Origin of the sequence: Streptomyces broussonetiae (assembly GCF_009796285.1) — a bacterium.
Classification (GTDB): Bacteria; Actinomycetota; Actinomycetes; order Streptomycetales; family Streptomycetaceae; genus Streptomyces; species Streptomyces broussonetiae.
On sequence record NZ_CP047020.1, the window covers coordinates 5,072,944 to 5,089,743 of the forward strand.

14 protein-coding genes and 1 pseudogene are annotated in these 16,800 nt (G+C 72.5%); 8 read left to right on the plus strand and 7 right to left on the minus strand.

All coding sequences use genetic code 11. From position 1 onward, the window contains the following. Positions 1-28 precede the first annotated feature (28 nt). Positions 29-4,861 carry a DNA repair ATPase gene (locus GQF42_RS23525; RefSeq protein ID WP_158922962.1) on the plus strand — a complete coding sequence of 1,611 codons (4,833 nt, stop codon included), beginning with the start codon at positions 29-31 and terminating at the stop codon, positions 4,859-4,861. A gap of 24 nt (positions 4,862-4,885) precedes the next feature. On the opposite strand, the gene GQF42_RS23530 is transcribed toward GQF42_RS23525, so the two are convergent. The 4 genes from GQF42_RS23530 to GQF42_RS23545 form a co-directional block, all read right to left on the minus strand. Further along, positions 4,886-5,254, minus strand: coding sequence for a hypothetical protein (locus GQF42_RS23530; RefSeq protein ID WP_158922964.1), 369 nt, complete (start codon positions 5,252-5,254; stop codon positions 4,886-4,888). Between the two features lie 60 nt (positions 5,255-5,314). Continuing rightward, positions 5,315-5,815: a hypothetical protein gene (locus tag GQF42_RS23535; protein WP_158922966.1), complete on the minus strand. Its 501-nt coding sequence runs from the start codon at positions 5,813-5,815 to the stop codon at positions 5,315-5,317. 62 nt (positions 5,816-5,877) lie between these two features. Beyond that, positions 5,878-6,750 carry an NAD(P)H-binding protein gene (locus tag GQF42_RS23540; protein WP_158922968.1) on the minus strand — a complete coding sequence of 291 codons (873 nt, stop codon included), beginning with the start codon at positions 6,748-6,750 and terminating at the stop codon, positions 5,878-5,880. Between the two features lie 98 nt (positions 6,751-6,848). Then, complete coding sequence (locus GQF42_RS23545; RefSeq protein ID WP_158922970.1) at positions 6,849-7,700, minus strand: SCO2400 family protein; 852 nt, start codon at positions 7,698-7,700, stop codon at positions 6,849-6,851. Between the two features lie 256 nt (positions 7,701-7,956). Between GQF42_RS23545 and GQF42_RS23550 the strand changes: the two genes are divergently transcribed. Both GQF42_RS23550 and GQF42_RS23555 read left to right on the plus strand, forming a co-directional pair. After that, a complete protein-coding gene (locus GQF42_RS23550; protein ID WP_158922972.1) occupies positions 7,957-8,736 on the plus strand; it encodes a VOC family protein in 780 nt (259 codons plus the stop codon). A 123-nt stretch (positions 8,737-8,859) separates the two neighbouring features. Then, positions 8,860-9,045 carry a hypothetical protein gene (locus GQF42_RS23555; protein ID WP_158922974.1) on the plus strand — a complete coding sequence of 62 codons (186 nt, stop codon included), beginning with the start codon at positions 8,860-8,862 and terminating at the stop codon, positions 9,043-9,045. Positions 9,046-9,125: 80 nt separating this feature from the next. Here the strand turns inward: GQF42_RS23555 and GQF42_RS23560 are convergent, their stop codons facing one another. Beyond that, complete coding sequence (locus GQF42_RS23560; protein ID WP_233273435.1) at positions 9,126-10,400, minus strand: S53 family peptidase; 1,275 nt, start codon at positions 10,398-10,400, stop codon at positions 9,126-9,128. Positions 10,401-10,670: 270 nt separating this feature from the next. Between GQF42_RS23560 and GQF42_RS23565 the strand changes: the two genes are divergently transcribed. Further along, positions 10,671-11,486: a TrmB family transcriptional regulator gene (locus GQF42_RS23565; RefSeq protein ID WP_158922976.1), complete on the plus strand. Its 816-nt coding sequence runs from the start codon at positions 10,671-10,673 to the stop codon at positions 11,484-11,486. A 129-nt stretch (positions 11,487-11,615) separates the two neighbouring features. Continuing rightward, on the plus strand, positions 11,616-12,977 hold the full coding sequence (locus GQF42_RS23570; RefSeq protein WP_158922978.1) for a C1 family peptidase: 1,362 nt from the start codon (positions 11,616-11,618) through the stop codon (positions 12,975-12,977). A 65-nt stretch (positions 12,978-13,042) separates the two neighbouring features. Here GQF42_RS23570 and GQF42_RS46045 read toward each other — a convergent pair. Both GQF42_RS46045 and GQF42_RS23580 read right to left on the minus strand, forming a co-directional pair. Beyond that, positions 13,043-13,201, minus strand: a pseudogene (locus GQF42_RS46045) (alkene reductase); the annotation flags it as partial. Positions 13,202-13,414: 213 nt separating this feature from the next. Next, positions 13,415-14,638, minus strand: coding sequence for an esterase/lipase family protein (locus GQF42_RS23580; RefSeq protein ID WP_233273436.1), 1,224 nt, complete (start codon positions 14,636-14,638; stop codon positions 13,415-13,417). Positions 14,639-14,915: 277 nt separating this feature from the next. Here GQF42_RS23580 and GQF42_RS23585 point away from each other — a divergent pair, with 277 nt between their 5' ends. The 3 genes from GQF42_RS23585 to GQF42_RS23595 all read left to right on the plus strand — a co-directional run bounded on the left by GQF42_RS23585 (position 14,916) and on the right by GQF42_RS23595 (position 16,470). Further along, on the plus strand, positions 14,916-15,374 hold the full coding sequence (locus GQF42_RS23585; RefSeq protein ID WP_233273437.1) for a MarR family winged helix-turn-helix transcriptional regulator: 459 nt from the start codon (positions 14,916-14,918) through the stop codon (positions 15,372-15,374). Between the two features lie 30 nt (positions 15,375-15,404). Continuing rightward, on the plus strand, positions 15,405-15,944 hold the full coding sequence (locus tag GQF42_RS23590) for an MFS transporter (RefSeq protein WP_158922982.1): 540 nt from the start codon (positions 15,405-15,407) through the stop codon (positions 15,942-15,944). Positions 15,945-16,164: 220 nt separating this feature from the next. After that, on the plus strand, positions 16,165-16,470 hold the full coding sequence (locus tag GQF42_RS23595; protein WP_233273438.1) for a hypothetical protein: 306 nt from the start codon (positions 16,165-16,167) through the stop codon (positions 16,468-16,470). Positions 16,471-16,800: the final 330 nt, after the last annotated feature.

Consider the following 16,800-nt stretch of genomic DNA (forward strand, 5'->3'; position numbering starts at 1 on the left):
GCACCGTCCACGAAGGGAAGCACTCCCCATGGCCACCGTCGACGCCGGTACCTACGAGGTACTCCGTGACCGGCTCGCCGTACACGCCGCCGAGCTGGCCCGCAGGGCGGACGCGCTCAACGCCCGCCGGTCCGAGGAGTTCGGCTCGGCTCGGCTCGACCTCGCGGCCACCGCCCGGCTGCGCACCGCACACCCGTGCGTCCCGAGCGACGTCGTGGCCGTGGGGGACGCACTGCTCCTCGGCACAACCGGCACAACCGGCACAACGGGCACAACCAGCACGGCCGACGCCGCCGTCGCGGACGTACTCGCGCTGTACGGCCGTGACGGCGAGCGGCTGCCCGCCGACGCCGTACCCGGCCTGCTCGACGACCCGGCGTTCGTGCGGGAGTTCACCGCACTGCACCGCTACTACCGCCAGGCACGGCTGCTGCGGCTGCGCCGGGTCGACGGCCGGCTGCTCGCGGTGTTCCGCACGGGCGAGAAGGCCGACGACGTCCGCGTGCTGCGCTGGAGCATCGCCGACGACGGCCAGGTGGCGTTCCTGGACGCGCGCGGCGACCGCGACGACGTCTTTCCGCCCGGCCAGGACGTCACCTGGACCGGCACCACCCGCGAGGACCACGTCCTCGGCCGGGACCCGTACGTGGCCGTGCCCGGCGGCCTCGGCGTGACGACCGTCGGCGGCAGCCTCACCGTGCGTACCCCGGACGGGCAGCCGCTGTACACCGAGCCGGTGCAGGAACCGCTGCAGTCCCTCGCGGACGCGGCCGTCGAGCACGCCCAGGCCGGCCCGCTGGTGCTGCTGCGGATCCGGCCGTACAAGGAGGACGCCGACCGCCACCTGGTCTTCGACACCCTGGCCCGTACGGTGGTCCGGCTCGACGGCATCGGGCAGGCCTGCCGGCTGCTGCCCGAGGAGCAGGGGATCGTCTTCCCGGGCGGCTACTGCCTGGCCGGCGGCGGTCACAAGACCTACGAACTCGACGTACGGGGCCTGGAGTTCGAACGGGAGCTGCGCGCGCCGAACGGCGAGGACGTGCTGTACGCGTTCCGCTCCCGGGCCCAGGGACGCACGCTGCTGCTGTCGTACAACACCCTGCGCAAGGAGGTCGCGGCCCCGCTGCCGTGCCGGGGCTGGGCGCTGTTCGAGGACGGCGCGCTCGCCGTGCTGCGCGACGGCGGCGACGAGCCCGCGCACACCCATCCGCTGCAGTGGTGGACCTCGCCGTACGTCTCCGACACCCACGCCGCCGCCCTGCGCACCGGCACCGGCGCGCTCGCCCGGGTCGGCAACGCCGATCTGGTGCGCGGGCTCGCCGACTGCCTGTCCGTCGCCCGGCTGGTCACCGACGGCATCGAGACCGGCGAGGGCTACCGGGCGCTGGCCGCGGCCTGCGTGCGGGCCGCCGACACCCACCACTGGCTCGCCGATCCCGAACTTGGCGATCTGGCCAGGCCGTTGGGCGAGGTCCACAGCACGGCCGGACAGGTGCTGGCCGAGTTCGAGACCGTACGGGAGCTGACCCGGCAGGCGGCCGAGGCACTCGAGGAGGCCGCCGAGCGGATCGCCGCGGTGGTGCGCCGGCTGCGCGGCGAGGCTCCGCGCGAGGCCGCCGCCTGGGTGCGCGGCCTGACCGAACTGAGGCACGCGCACGGCCATCTGCTCACCCTGAAGGAACTGCGCCACGTCGATGCCGCCCGGCTCGAGGAGCTGGCCGCCGGCGCCGAGGCCGACCTCGTCGCGTTCGGGCGGCGCGCCACCACGTTCCTGGCCCGCGAGGACGCCTTCACCGGGCAGCGGGCGGAGGTCGAGCGGCTCGTCGCCGAGGCGGCGGCCGTCGAGACCGTCGCCGGGGCCGCGCCCGTCGCCGCCCGCCTGGACGATCTCGCCGACGGGCTGCGCACGGTCACCGAGGTCGTCACCGGTCTCGACATCGCCGACGCCACCGTCCGCACGGCCGTCCTGGAACGGATCGCCGACGTGCTGGCCGGTGTCAACCGGGCCCGGGCGACCCTGGACGCCCGCCGCCGCAGCCTCCAGGACCACGAGGGGCGCGCCGAGTTCGCCGCCGAGACCGCCCTGCTCGCCCAGGCCGTCACCGCCGCGCTCGCCACCTCCGGCACCCCACAGGAGTGCGACGACCAACTGGCGTCCGTACTCGGCAGGTTGGAGGACCTGGACGGCCGGTTCGCCGAGTTCGACGACTTCCTCGCCGAACTCGCCGACCGGCGCACCGAGATCTACGAGGCCTTCGCCGCCCGCAAGCAGTCCCTCGCCGACGCCCGCGCCCGCCGCGCCGAACAGCTCGCCCTCTCCGCGGGGCGCATGCTGGAGACGATCGGCCGCCGGGCCGCCACACTCCCGGACACCGACGGGATCACCACCTACTTCGCCTCCGACCCGCTGGTCGCCAAGGTCCGCCGCACCGCCGACGACCTGCGCGCCCTCGGCGACAGCGTGCGCGCCGAGGAACTCGACGGACGGATGAAGTCCGCCCGCCAGGACGCCGTGCGCGCCCTGCGCGACCGCACTGACCTGTACGCCGACGACGGCCGCACCCTGCGGCTCGGCGGCCACCGGTTCGCCGTCAACACCCAGCCGCTCGACCTCACCCTCGTCCCGCACGGCGACGCCCTCGCCTTCGCGGTGACGGGGACGGACTACCGCGCCCCGGTCGCCGACCCCGACTTCGCGGCGTACCGCCCCTACTGGGAGCGCCACCTGCCGTCGGAGTCGCCCGCGGTGTACCGCGCCGAACACCTCGCCGCCCGCCTGCTGACCGCGCACGGCCCGGCCGCCCTGGCCGCCGCCGACCTGCCGGACCTGGTGCGGCGAGCGGCGCAGGAGTCCTACGACGAGGGCTACGAGCGCGGCGTCCACGACCACGACGCGACAGTGCTGCTCCAGGCGCTGCTGCCGCTGTACGAGGGCGCCGGGACCCTGCGCCACGAGCCCGCGGTCCGCGCCGCCGCCCAGCTGTTCTGGGCGCACGGCACGACGGCGGAGGCCCGCGCGGCCTGGGCCCGGCGGGCGGTGTCGCTGGCCCGCGCACGGGACGCCTTCGGCGCCGTGCCGGCCGTCGGCGAGCTGGAGCGGGAGCTGGCCGCCGCGATCGGCACGTGGGACCCCTCGGCGCCGGGCGGGCCGGCCGCCGCGTACCTCTTCGAGGAGCTGACCAGCGGCCCCGAGGGCTTCGTGCTCGGAGCCGGGGCGCGCACCCTGCTGGAGAAGTTCCGGCATGCGGGCGGGAGTTACCGTGACGACCTCGAGGGCCTCGCGGCTCTCGCCGCGCGCCGGCAGGTGGTCGGGGCCTGGCTGGGCGCGTACGCCGTCGCGACCGGTGCCGAGGCCGCGCCCGGCGAACTGGCCGAGGCGGTGGCCGCCGAGCTGTGCCCCGGCCTCGCCCGCTACGACGGCGACGCCCCGCTCACCGCGACGGCGGAGGGGCTGCTCGGTACCCACCCCCGGGTGACCGGCGGCCGACTGCCGCTGCGGCTGGACGAGTTCCTGTCCCGCACCGCACTCTTCGCGGCCGAGGACGTCCCGGCCTTCCGCACCTACCAGCGCCGCCGTACCGCCCTGGTGGCGGCCGAACGCGACCGGCTGCGTCTGGACGACCACCGCCCCCGGGTGATGTCGGCGTTCGTCCGGAGCCGGCTGGTGGACGAGGTGTACCTGCCGCTCGTCGGCGACAGCCTGGCCCGCCAGCTGGGCACCACCGGTGAGTCGAAGCGCACCGACACGGGCGGCCTGCTCCTGTTGATCTCCCCGCCCGGCTACGGCAAGACGACGCTCATGGAGTACGTCGCCGACCGGCTCGGCCTGATGCTGGTCAAGGTCAGCGGCCCGGCCCTCGGCCACACCGTCACCTCGCTGGACCCGGCCGACGCCCCGAACGCCACCGCCCGGCACGAGATCGAGAAGATCAACTTCGCGCTGGCGGCCGGCAACAACACGCTCCTGTACCTGGACGACATCCAGCACACCTCGCCCGAGCTGCTGCAGAAGTTCATCCCGCTGTGTGACGCGACCCGCCGGGTGGACGGCGTGTGGGACGGCCGGCCGCGCAGCTACGACCTGCGCGGCAAGCGTTTCGCGGTGTGCATGGCCGGCAATCCCTACACCGAGTCCGGCGAGCGCTTCCGCATCCCCGACATGCTCGCCAACCGGGCCGACGTGTGGAACCTGGGCGACGTCCTCACGGGCAAGGAGGACGTCTTCGCGCTCAGCTTCCTGGAGAACGCCCTCACCGCCAACCCGGTCCTCGCCCCGCTCGCCGCCCGCGACCGCGCCGACCAGGACCTGCTGCTGCGGCTGGCCGCCGCGGATCCGACGGCCCGCGCCGACCGCCTGGCCCACCCGCTCCCTGCGGCCGAACTCGAGCGCGTGGTCGCGGTGTTGCGCCACACGATCGCGGTCCGCGAGACGGTGCTGAAGGTCAACGCGGCCTACATCGCCTCTGCCGCCCAGTCGCAGGAGGCCCGCACCGAGCCCCGGTTCCGCCTCCAGGGCTCCTACCGCGACATGAACAAGATCGCCCAGCGGCTGCGCCCGGTCATGAACGCCGCCGAGCGCGAGGCCGTCGTCCACGACCACTACACCGCCGAGGCCCAGACCCTCACCACGGGAGCCGAGGCCAACCTGCTGAAACTGGCCGAGCTGCGCGGCACGCTCGACGCCGGGCAGGCCGCGCGCTGGGCCGAGGTGAAGACGGCCCACGCCCGCGCCCGAGCCCTCGGCGGGCCCGAGGACGACCCCCTGACCCGCGCGGTGGCGGCCCTGGGACTGCTGGCGGACCGGCTGGCGGGGGTGGAGTCGGCGATCGAGGGGGCACGGGGCGGCACCCGGGACCGCTGATGCCCTGCGTCGCCGGTCCGGCGGTCAGAAGTCGAAGTTCGAGTGCTGGAACGCTTCGCCCAGTGCGTACAGGGCGACGACCCACATCACCACCGTGCCCAGGAGCGCGCCGGCCGCCGCCCACAGCCCGGCCCGGCGCCGCAGCAGGGCGCCGGCGACGCCGAGTACTGCCGCACCGCACAGCGGCCCGCCGACGAGTGCCAGGCCCGCGTGCACCACCGGCATCACGGCCGCCCGCTGCCCCCGGCAGCCGGCCGGCCGCGAGAAGCAGCCGAGGGTGTCCTGGCTGACGTAGTACAGCCCGTACAGCAGGGGCAGCAGCAGGAACGCGGTCAGCACCAGCAGGGCGACGACCGGGCCGCGGTCCGGGGCGGGCGAGGAGGAAGAGGTCACGGCGGCATCGTGGCCGCCTGCCGGGCCACGGCACATCCGCTGTCGTACTCAGGCGTGCGCTCAGCAGCCGTTGTCCGGGAACACCGGGACGAAGCGCAGCCGGGCCCGGTCGGCGGCGGCGTCGGCCGTGTCGTAGTCGGTGTGCGTGACGCGGAACCAGACGTCGTCGCGCCTGCGGTCGCCGCCCACGTCGTCCAGGCGGACGCACCAGCGCTCCGGGCGGATCTCCCGCCGGTAGGTCTCGGTGCCGTGGGGCACCGTGCGGCAGTCCTGGTAGCGGTCGGTGGTGTACCAGGTGCGGGTGCGGCGCTTTCCGCCCGTGCCCGAGCCGGCCGAGTGTTTGACCTCACGGGACTTCGTCGTGCACGTCCTGACCAGGTGCGGCCGGGTCGCGCGGGTGGTCTGCCGGGTGACGTGGCGGACCGTGTCCCTGATGCCGTGGACCGCCTGCGGGGTCGGCTGCGCAGCAGGGCCGGCGCCGTGTGCGTGGCCGCCGCCGCACGCGGTGAGCGCGGCCAGCAGGAGTGCCGTGCCGGCCGTGGCCAGTCGCTTGCCGAACATGTCGCTCCCCCGTCGATCGGACGCGCAGCGTAACCGATCGACGGGGGCGGGCCCTCGAGGGGTCAGCTCTGTGCGGCGCCGCGCAGGACGGCCGCGTGCTCGGTGGCGAAGGCGGCGAACGGCCGGGCCGGGTGCCCGGTCAGCTTCTCCACGTCGCTCGTGACGGCGGCGGCACCGCCGGCCGCGTAGAGCCCGTACAGCTCGGCCATCCCCTCCGCCCGCCAGGGCTCCCAGCCGGCCGCGAGCATCCCGGCCAGGGCCGCCTCGGGGTCCAGCGCCTGGTACGTCACCGGGTGCCCGACCACCTCGCCGAGCACGTCCGCGATCCGGGCGTGGGTCAGGGCGGCCGGTCCGGTCAGCGTGTAGACGGCGTTCTCGTGCCCCGTGCCGGTCAGCACCGCCACGGCGGCTTCGGCGACGTCACGCGTGTCGACGTACGACACCGCGCCCGTGCCGCCCGGCAGGGACAGCCGGCCGGCGCGCAGCGCGGCGGCCATGCCGAGGAAGTTCTGGAAGAAGCCGTTCGGCGCCAGCACCGTCCAGGGCAGCCCGGACGCGCCCAGGTGCCCGAGTCCGACGGTGTGCGCGGCGAGGAACCGCACGCCCTCGCGGTGCTCCCCGACCCCGGCGGCGGCGTGCAGCACGAGGTGCGGCCGGCGTCCGGTGCGTACGGCCGCGTCGATCACGTTCCGCTCGTGCGCGTCCATCTCCGGATGGACCGCCACGAGCAGATACACCGCGTCGGCCCCGGCCAGCGCCCGGTCCAGCGACGCCGGATCCGTGAAGTCGGCGGCCACCGGCTCCACGCCCGCGTCCCACGCGTCCGGCACCGCCGAGCCGGCCCGCACCAGCGCCCGTACCTTCTCCCCGCGCGCTCGCAGGCCGCTGACGACCTCGGATCCGACGGTTCCTGTCGCTCCGGTCACGACGATCATGTCTTTCCCCCGTGTCTTGTACGTCCTGTACCAACCAGACGATGACATCGGACAGTTGGCCGATCAAGGGGGAAGGTGACGGACCGGTGGCGCAGGGGTCAGCCGAGGCAGACCAGGACCAGGCAGAGCTGGCCGGACGAGGGCGTCGAGGAGGTCTGGCCGGAGCCGGTGGAGCCGCTGGTTCCGGTGCTGCTTCCGGTGCTCGGAGCCGGGTTTGCCGTCGTGCCCGTGCCGGAGGCGGACGTGGAGGTGGCCGGGGCCGGGGCGGCCGGCGCGGGGGCGGCGGTCGACGCCGTCGGACGGGGCGTCGTGGGGATGCTGTCCGGGCGGGCGGCCGGCGCCGCCGTACGGGGTGTGGTGGCGAAGGACTGCTGCCGCGGGGCGTTTGCGGCGACATGGCCGACCGGCGTCCGCGCCGTGGGCGTGCCGGGTGTGCGGGACGCGTGGTGGGGCGCGGCCGACGGGGCCGACGGGGCCGGTGTGGCCGGGGCGTCGGGGGAGGCCGGCTGCTCCTCGCCGAGACCCATGCTGCGGTTGTCCGGAGCGGTGGCCGCCTGGGCGCGGTCGCCGGAGCCGCGGTCCAGTGAGGCGAAGGTCAGACCGCCTCCGACGAGCGCGACGGCGGTCGCCACCACGGCCCGGCGCTGGCTCTTCTTCCAGCGTGCCAACTGCCGCCGCCGGGCCGCCCGCCCCTGTGGGGCCCGCGGCGCGTCCGTGACGTCCGTGGCGTCAGCGGCATCGGCGCCCTGGGCGGTGAACGGCGCGTCGTCGTACCAGGTGTCCGCGCCGGTGTGGAGGGCGGTGGCCGGCAGGTGCGAAAGGGTCGCCGGTGCCGCCGCGGCGGCGTGTCCGTCGGTGCCGGGCGGGGCTATGTCCGGGGCGTAGGCACCGCACCCGGGGCAGACCAGGGCGCCGTTGAGGTGCCGACGACACGAGGAGCAGTAGTCCATCTGCGGTCTTCCTGGGTTGACTGCGCCGTCGGTCACCGGGACCACGGCCTGGTCACGCTCGTACGAAGGATCGAGCGAGCAGTCACGCTAACGAGCCTTTCGAAAGGCTGTGTGCAGTCCCTGTGGCGCTCCTGCGCAGATTCCCCGCCGATGGCATATGCCAGCCGCCCGGTGCCCAGCCGTGTCCCGCATCGCCCCGGCCTCCGCCTCGGCATAGTGGCGGACGGCTGCGCACCGGTTCGGCAGGAGGACACACATGCTCGGCACGGAGTTCCACACCGGCTCGCCCGTCTGGCTCGACGTCGCCAGCCCCGACCCCGACCGAACCGCCGCCTTCTACGGCGCCGTCTTCGGGTGGCGGTTCACGTCCGCCGGTCCGGACGCGGGCGGCTACGGCTACCTGCAGAAGGACGGCGCGACCGTGGCCGCCGTCGGCCGGCTGACCGAACAGGGCGCGCGGCCCGCCTGGATGACGTACTTCCGCGCCGACGACGTCCAGGCCGCGGCCGGCACGGTCACCTCGGCCGGCGGCACGGTGCGCGTCGCCCCCATGACCATGGGCGAGGCCTCCATGGCGCAGTTCACCGACCCCCAGGGCGCGCAGTTCGCCGTGCTCCGCTCGGGCCAGGGCCTGCAGCGCACGTCGCAGGACGACTCCCTGGTGTGGGTGGAGCTGCACACCGGCGACCCGGAGTCGGCCGTCGGCTTCTACCACCGGCTGTTCGGCTGGCGCTCGGCCGAGATGAAGGCGCCGGGCATGACGTACCGGGTGCTCAGCATCGCCGCCGGCGACCAGCAGGAGGGGTCCTTCGGCGGCGTGGCCCCGCTCCAGGACAGCCCGCAGGCCCGCTGGATGCCGTACTTCGCCGTGGCCGACGTGGACGCGACCGCCACCGCGGTCCAGGACAACGGCGGCACGGTCCTGATGCCGCCGTCGGACCTGCCCGACGTCGGCCGCGTGGCCTGGCTGACCGACCCGACGCAGGCGGCCTTCGCGGTGCTGAAGCCGAATCCACGCGGGACGGCCCAGGCCTAGATCACCGCGAAATCGCTTTCCCCGTAAGCACCGTTGTCCGAACAGGAGGCACCGTGTTGCACTGATCTCCTTCCACCACATCGGTCACCTGCTCCTGGGCGGGAGAGCATCCATGGGGGATCCGTGTGTGAAGACCTGGGGTTCGAAAGACTCCTCGGCGCGGAAGGCTTTTTCGCTCGGCTGCTCGGACGGTCGCCCTCGGGTGCCGGCCGCGACCTGCTCTACGGGCCCGCCGACGGCGCGGATCCCGAACGGCCCGTGGCGGACGTCCTGCTGCGTGAGCTGATCCTGGAGCAGCTGCTCAGGTGACCACGCGCGCGGGAAGGGCCCGGCACATGGCATGTGCCGGGCCCTTCCGCTGTGCTGCTCGGTCTGCTGTGCTGCCGGGTCTACTTGGTGAAGGCGGAGACACCGTTCGGGGTGCCGAGGCCCGTCGGGCCGTCGTAGCCCTTGCCCGCCTGGCACAGGTAGTTCCCGCAGGACCCGTTGGAGCCGCTGGTGACGTCGTTCAGCTGGTCCGGGTGGGCGTACGGGTACGAGGCCGGCGTGTCACCGGAGCCCGGGGCGCCCGCGAGGGCGTAGACACCGGCGATGAACGGCGAGGAGGCGCTGGTGCCGCCGTACACGTTCCAGCCGCTGGCCTGGTAGGTGTCGTAGACGGCGAGACCGGTGGCCGGGTCGGCGACGGACGCGACGTCGGCGACGCTGCGCTTGCCGCAACCGGTGTCCTTCTGCCAGGACGGCTTGGCCTCGTAGCCCGAGCAGCCCGAGCCCGCTCCGTCGCCGCCGGCGGACGTGCCCCACACCGACTCGGAGTAGCCGCGGGTGCTGCTGTCCTTCTTGAGCGAGGTGCCGCCGACTGCGGTCACGTACGGGGAGGCGGCCGGGTACTCGACGCCGTAGCCGCTGTCACCGGAGCTGACGGTGATGGCGACGCCGGGGTGCTTGAAGTACTGGTCGTCCGCCTTGGTGTCGTCGGCCGACTCGCTGCCGCCGTAGCTGTTGGAGACGTACTTGGCGCCCTGCTTGACGGCCTGGTTCACGGCCGCGCCGAGGTCGTCCATGCTGGCGGACTTGGCCTCGACGAGCAGGATCTTGCACTGCGGGCAGGCGGCGCTGACCATGTCGACGTCGAGAGAGATCTCTCCGGCCCAACCCGCGTCGGGCGCGGGGTAGTTGGTGCCGCCGTCCTGGTCGGTCTTCTTGAAGCAGCCGTTGCTCGTGCTGCACTCCGGAAGGCCGTACTGGGAGCGGTAGGCCGCCAGGTCCTTCTCGGCGTTCGGGTCGTCGTTGGCGTCGACGATCGCGACGGTGGCGCCCTTGCCGGCGTCCTTGGGCAGGTTGTAGGCGGCCTGCAGGTCGGCCGGCCCGAAGCCCTTGGGGGTGTCGTGCCGGGCGAGGGTCTTCTGTGCCTTCAGGTCGGTGCGTACGACCGCCTCGCACGCCATGTAGCCGGGCTTGCTCGGCTGAGAGCAGAGCCGGTGGGTCGGCACTGCGGAGGCGGAGGTGGAGGCGGAGGCCGTGGAAGAGGTGGTGGTGGTCGTCGTTGTCGCGAAGGCTGCCGACTGCGAGGCGACGGCGAGGCCGCCGGTGATCAGGGCCGCTGCGGACAGCAGGGCGGGCGCGCCGCGGCGTATCGGATTCCTTCTGCGATGCGAATGCAATGAACTGCCCTCCGTGGGGGGATGGATGGCTCCGCCTCGGCGGCCGGAAGCGACAACGAGTGCCGCACCCGCCACATATGGCGAGTGCATGACAAGCGCTTTCCGTTGGGGGTGGCCGAGTGGAGCCGATTTCCGGGCATGCTGTTGGTCGTGCCACCCCGGTCAGTGGTGGCTGCACACGAGGCTATTGACCATTTGCCGAAGAGAACAGGGCCCGTTGGTAAAACCTTGCCCTCAACTCCCCGGCCGGAGGCGGTAGCTTGTGCAGCCATGGAGCTGGACGATGCAACCGTCAACGACCTGATGTCGCTGGGCCTGCCCCGGTACGAGGCGCGGGTCTACCTGGCTCTCATCAGGCGCGGTGCCTACACGGCCGCCGAGGCGGCCCGGGAGGCGGACGTGCCGCGCCAGCGCGTGTACGACGTGCTGGACGCGCTCGTCCGCCGCCAGCTGGCCACCGCCCATGCCGGGCGCGTGGCCACGTACTCCGCCGTCACCCCCGAGCTGGCCGTCGCCCGGCTGATGGCCGTCCAGCGCGAGTCCGTCGACCGGCTGGAGCGGGTCTCGCAGGGGCTTGCCGGTGTCCTGCAGCCGCTGTGGTCCCAAGGCCGGGAGCACACCGATCCGCTGGACTACATCGAGATCCTGCGTGACCCCAAGGCGATCGCCGAGCGCTTCGCCGACATCCAGCGGCAGGCGCGCCACGAGCTTCTCACCTTCTGCAAACCGCCGTTCGTCGCTCCCACCGAGAACGCGGAGGGCATCGCGGTGGTGCGCAGGCTCCACCGGGCGGGCGGCACGGTCCGGGCGATCTACCTCGACGACGCCCTGGACGACCCCGAGACGGTGGAACACCTGCGGCGCTTCTCCGCCGCGGGAGAGGTGGCCCGCTTCGCGCCCGAACTGCCGCTCAAGCTCGTCATCGCCGACGCCTCCCTCGTCCTGTGCGACATGCCCGACCCGGTGGCCGGCGCCGGCTCCACCACCACCCTCTTCATCGAACACCCGGCCCTCGCCGCCTGCCTGCGCCTGGCCTTCCACACGGTGTGGCAGGGCGCCGCGCCCGAGCCCGGCCCGGCGCCGTGAGGGACGCGCACCCTTGACCGTCCGATGTGGCTCAGGTCACATTGAAACGTTCTCGTGGCGGTCGCACATCCCGTGCGACGGTGAAACGCGCTCCTCTCAAGACCACGGGGGAACTGGAGGCAGACCGCTGTGACCCACGCAAACGCCGACTCCCGCCGGAACGCGGACCGCAGTCTGACACCCGACCAACTCGAGTACTTCGACAAGGAGTTCGCCGCCCGTCCGGTGAACCGGCTGATGCAGAACGCGGTCACCCGGACGCCGGTGGACGACGTCGCCCTGGACCGCCGGATCCTGACCGGCATCGACCACTCGGTCTCCCACCACCTGGACGACTGGAAGGCCACCAACCAGAAGCAGAGCGGCCGCTGCTGGATGTTCGCCGGGCTCAACCTGCTCCGGGTCGGCGCCGCGCAGAAGCTCGGCGTGCGGGACTTCGAGTTCTCCCAGAACTACCTGCTCTGGTGGGACAAGTTCGAGCGGGCGAACCACTTCCTCGAGGCGATCGTCGAGACCTCGGACCGGGACGTGGACGACCGTACGGTGGCGCACCTGCTGGCGGACCCGATCGGTGACGGCGGGCAGTGGAACATGTTCGTGGCGCTGGTTGCCAAGCACGGTCTGGTGCCCAAGTCGGCCATGCCCGAGACCGACTCCTCCTCCGCCACCCGGGCGATGAACCGGGCCCTGGAGACCTTGCTCCGCCAGGGCGCCCGCGACCTGCGCGAGCGGGCCGGCGAGGGTGTCGTGGCGCAGCGGGAGCACAAACGGGAGGTGCTGGCCGCCGTCCACCGGGTGCTCGGCATCCACCTCGGCACGCCCCCGAAGCGGTTCCTGTGGCAGTGGGAGGACAAGGACAGGCGGTTCCACCGCGACGGCTGGCTCACCCCGGCCCAGTTCGCGGCCTCGTACGTACAGCTTCCGCTGGACGAGTACGTCTGCCTGGTGCACGACCCGCGGGAGTCGAGCCCGGTCGGGCGCACCTTCACCGTCGAGTACCTCGGCAACGTCGTGGACGCCCCGCCGGTGGTCTATCTCAACGTCGGGATGGAGCTGGTGAAGCAGCTGGCCATGGACGCGATCGTGGGCGGCGAGCCGGTGTGGTTCGGCTGCGACGTGAAAAAGATGATGCGCGCGGACGCCGGTGTCTGGGACGCCGCTCTCTTCGACTACGCGTCCGTCTACGACGCCCCCTTCACCATGGACAAGGCCGCCCGGCTGCTGCACCACGACACGCAGATGACCCACGCGATGCTGTTCACCGGCGTCGACGTGGTGGACGGGAGCCCGCGCCGCTGGCGGGTGGAGAACAGCTGGGGCGAGGAGAAGGCCGACAAGGGCTTTTGGACCATGACCGACTCGTGGTTCGGCGAGCATGTCTTCGAGATCGCGGTCCGCCGCTCCGCGCTGCCGCCGGAGCTGGCGGCAGCGCTCGACCGGCCCCCGATCGTCCTGCCCGCCTGGGACCCCATGGGTGCCCTCGCCGACTGATCCGCACGCGGGGACGTGCGGGCGCCCGCCGTGCGGTGGGCACCCGCAACGGGGATGGGGCAGCCGAGGGCGGGATAGTCGGTGTAGCCGCGGTGGTCGCCGCCGAAGGACGTGGCGCGGTCCGGGGTGTTGAACGGGCCGCCGGCGGTCAGGCGGGCGGGCAGGTCGGGGTTGGCGAGGAAGAGGGCGCCGTAGGCGATGAGGTCGGCGGTGCCGTCCTCGAGGTGTGGGCGGAGCCGGAGGACAGTGTCGTCGCCGGTCCGGAGGCGGGCGAGAGGGACACGATGATCCGTGTCCTGGACCGTATCGAGGACAGGCTCGGCAGTGCGGTCGAGCGCCACGCCCCCCTGTCGTAGAGGCGGTGCGCCCCACGGGCCGGCCGGCGGTCCACCCTTCTCGGTGTCGGTGGGCCGCCGGCACCCCCGAGCGTTCAGGGGTCAGTCAGGCAGCCGGTCCAGCAGCCACGTGCACAGTTCCTCGGTGATGGCGGTGTGGCCGGTGTTGGTGACGGAGCAGAGGAAGTCGTCGGCGTCGCTCTCGCCGGGGTCGATGTCGTCGACGGCGGTGTAGAGGTCCTTGTGCTGGTCGATGTCACGGATGGAGACCGCGCTCACCGAGGGCACGAAGCAGACGTGCTCGTGGCGCAGGTCGACCTGGCCGCCGAACTTCCGGAGCATGTCGGCGAGGATCCCGTACGAGCGCAGGGTGCCCCCCGGCGCCCCGTCGGTCTCCGGGAAGTCGCTGGTGGTGATGGTCTTCTCGGCCTGGGGGAAGCGCCGTTTCAGCTCGGCGACGACGACGTCGCGGCCCTGGGCCTGGGTGGAGAAGACCGTGCCGGGGTAGATCCGCTGGACGCCGAGGGCGAAGCTTCCGGGCTCGATGCCCAGACCGGCGCCGTCACCGCGGCCGTTGGCGAGCGCGAGGAGGCGGGGGAGCCGCGGCCATGAGCCGACCTCCTCCAACTTCCGCAGGAATTCCTGCCGTTCGGGGGCGACGCCGATCCGGCCGCTGTGCGGGTCGTAGTGACGCCAGAGCATCTGCCGCGCCGCCGGGCTGTTCATCTGCCGGGCGAAGTCGTTGGCCACGGGGATGAAGTGCGCGAACGCCTGGAGTCCGACGGGGATGACGGCGCCGCGGTGCGGGCTGTCGTAGGAGAAGTACATCCGCGTGCGGTGGTCCATGCGCTGCATCTCGAGCCTGGCCAGGGCGAAGCGGGTGATCATGCCGCCCATGCTGAACCCGCCGACCGACAGCGGCGCGGCGCCCAGTTGCTCGGCGACCGTCCGCATGATCGCGGCCTCCGCGGCGCGGGCGTTGTCCAGGACCGAGGCCGTGCGCTCCTCGAAGCCGAGCAGGATCACGTCCCGGCCCCGCCTGCGCAACTGATCGAGCAGCGGGTAGCCCCCGTCCGCTCCGTTCAGGCCGACGTAGAGCCAATTCAGGTCGCTGCGGCCGAGGTTGAAGCCGTCCGCCATGATCACCGGTCGGGTGATGCCCCTGTTGCGCTCGCCGAAGTAGACGTGGGCGAAGCCGTTCGGCAGCTGCCACCGCTCGTCGGGCTCGGGAGCCTCTGTCATGCCCTTGGGCGCGGTGGCCAGCGGATCACCGATGGTGAACCCGCCGACCTGCCGCTCGGCCGTCTCCTCTTGCTGTGGGGTCACTGGTCTGCTCCTCATGCAGGGGGGTGGGCACGCCGGAGCAGCGGCAGCGCACGGGCGTGCCCACCGGACTGCCGACGGCGTGAGAACAACCTGATGATCACCAGGCGTGGATGGCTTCACCCTGGAACGAAGACGGTTTCACTCGTTCGTGGAACGTCTCCGGGAGTTGGCGAAGTGGCTGGTCAGCGGACGTATGCGCGCGCCGGTGCGACCGGCTCTCATGCCACGTGGAAGGCTGGGATTGCAAAGCTAGGTTTAGAATATTAGCCTTCCAATTGTGAGGGAATCCGAGGAGTACGTGAGCGAGGCGCCGGGGGTCCGGGAGACGGCCAACCGGCTGCGCGTTGCCATCGGCGCGTTCAAACGCCGTGCCCAGGAGGCCTCGGCCGCGGGCGAGCTGAGCGCCCCGCAGCTCACCGCCCTGTCACGGCTCGACCGGCTGGGACCCATGACCACGGCGGGGCTGGCCCGGCGTGAGCAGATCACTCCGCAGGCGATGGGAGCCACCGTCGCGAGCCTGGAGAAGCTGGGTCTGGTGGCGCGCACCGCGGACGCCGCGGACGCGCGCCGCTCGATCCTGAGTCTGACCCCGGAAGGCCTGGCGGCCGTTCGCTCGGGACGCAACGCCATGACCGACAAGGTCACCGCCGCCCTCGAGGAGTCGTTCACCGACGCGGAGATCGAGACCCTCGCCGACGCGGCACCACTGATCGAGCGTCTTGCCGATCTGCTGTGAGCGCCGCTCCGACACGCAACCGGAGCCGCCATGTCCGCCTCGCCCGAGGCGAGTTCCTCCTCCGTGACCGGTGACGGCATATCCGTGCGGGGCCGCCCCTTCTCGTGGCGGTTCACCACGCCGCTGTTCATCGGGTCGGCCCTCAACCCCGGCAACAGCTCGCTGATCGCGACGGCTCTGCTGCCGATCCCCCACGGCGTCGGGGTGCCGGTCGGGCAGACCGCGGCACTGGTCACCGCGCTCTACCTGGCGAGCGCGATCGCGCAGCCCACCGCCGGCAAAGCCGCCGAGGTGTTCGGGCCGCGCCGGGTCTTCCTCGCCGGGATCGTCCTGGTCGCCGTCGGCGGAGTGGCCGGCGGATGCGCACAGGACCTGATCACGCTGCTGATCGGCCGGGTCCCGATCGGCCTCGGCACCTCCTGCGCCTGCCCGACCGCGATGCTGCTGATCCGCCGCCGGGCCCGGGCCGCCGGTCTGGACAGGCCCCCGGGCGCAGTGCGTGATCACCCTCCTCGACCGCACCCTGTCGAGGAGGAAGGCCTCTTCCCGGCCCTCGCGCATATTGCATGACTGAAATACGAATTGCCCCGCGTCACGTGAAAGGCCCATTCGGGGTTATCGGGTTCACCACGGACCAGGCTCGGCGAGGAGATCCGCCTTTTCTCACACCTCATCATTTACACTTTCGTCATCACGCAACGTGAGGGACAATGTGAGATTCGTAAATGAAATGTCGCGTAGACCGCGGCGCCCCTTTGTGCTCCGCGCAGCGCTGATCACCGTACTTGTCGTGCAGTCCGCTGCGCTCGTCGCCCAGGACATGCAGATCGACGATCTGCATGCACAACACATCGACCTCCAGGACGAGCACCTCAAGCCCGGCCCGTCCGGTCCGCCCGGCCCCACTGGTCCGCCCGGACCCGTCGGCCCGGCGGGCAAGGACGGGAAGGACGGCACGGACGGGCAGGACGGGCAGAACGGCACGAACGGCCGTGACGGCAGGGACGGCCATGACGGCAAGGACGGCAAGGACGGCACGGACGGACAGAACGCCGCCTCCATGACATCGCCGTCCGAGAGCCCGAGCCCCACCTGAGGCCCAGGGCTGCACCGAGGTCCGGCCGGCCGGTGGCGCGTCCGAGTTCTGTGGCTTCAGCGTGATCCGCCGCCGTTTCCCGCCGGGTCCTGTGCGGTAGTGGTGCGCATCGCGCTTCCCATTCCTCGTCATTCCCTTTTTCGCCGTCGTACCGCGTGAGGAATAATGTGAGCAGCGTAAATGAAACATCGCGCAGACCATGGCGTCCCCTTGCATTCGGCGCCGCGCTCGTCGTCGCGGTCATCGCGCAGTCCACCGCGCTCATCGCCCACCAGATGCAGCTCGACGACATGCAGTCACGGAACATGGACCTCCAGGCAGTCCTCATCG

Excerpts from the sequence above, each read along its gene's own strand:
- GQF42_RS23525 (WP_158922962.1), top strand. The coding sequence starts at position 29 with ATGGCCACCGTCGACGCCGGTACCTACGAGGTACTCCGTGACCGGCTC.
- GQF42_RS23535 (WP_158922966.1), bottom strand. The coding sequence starts at position 5,815 with ATGTTCGGCAAGCGACTGGCCACGGCCGGCACGGCACTCCTGCTGGCC.
- GQF42_RS23540 (WP_158922968.1), bottom strand. The coding sequence starts at position 6,750 with ATGATCGTCGTGACCGGAGCGACAGGAACCGTCGGATCCGAGGTCGTC.
- GQF42_RS23545 (WP_158922970.1), bottom strand. The coding sequence starts at position 7,700 with ATGGACTACTGCTCCTCGTGTCGTCGGCACCTCAACGGCGCCCTGGTC.
- GQF42_RS23550 (WP_158922972.1), top strand. The coding sequence starts at position 7,957 with ATGCTCGGCACGGAGTTCCACACCGGCTCGCCCGTCTGGCTCGACGTC.
- GQF42_RS23565 (WP_158922976.1), top strand. The coding sequence starts at position 10,671 with ATGGAGCTGGACGATGCAACCGTCAACGACCTGATGTCGCTGGGCCTG.
- GQF42_RS23590 (WP_158922982.1), top strand. The coding sequence starts at position 15,405 with ATGTCCGCCTCGCCCGAGGCGAGTTCCTCCTCCGTGACCGGTGACGGC.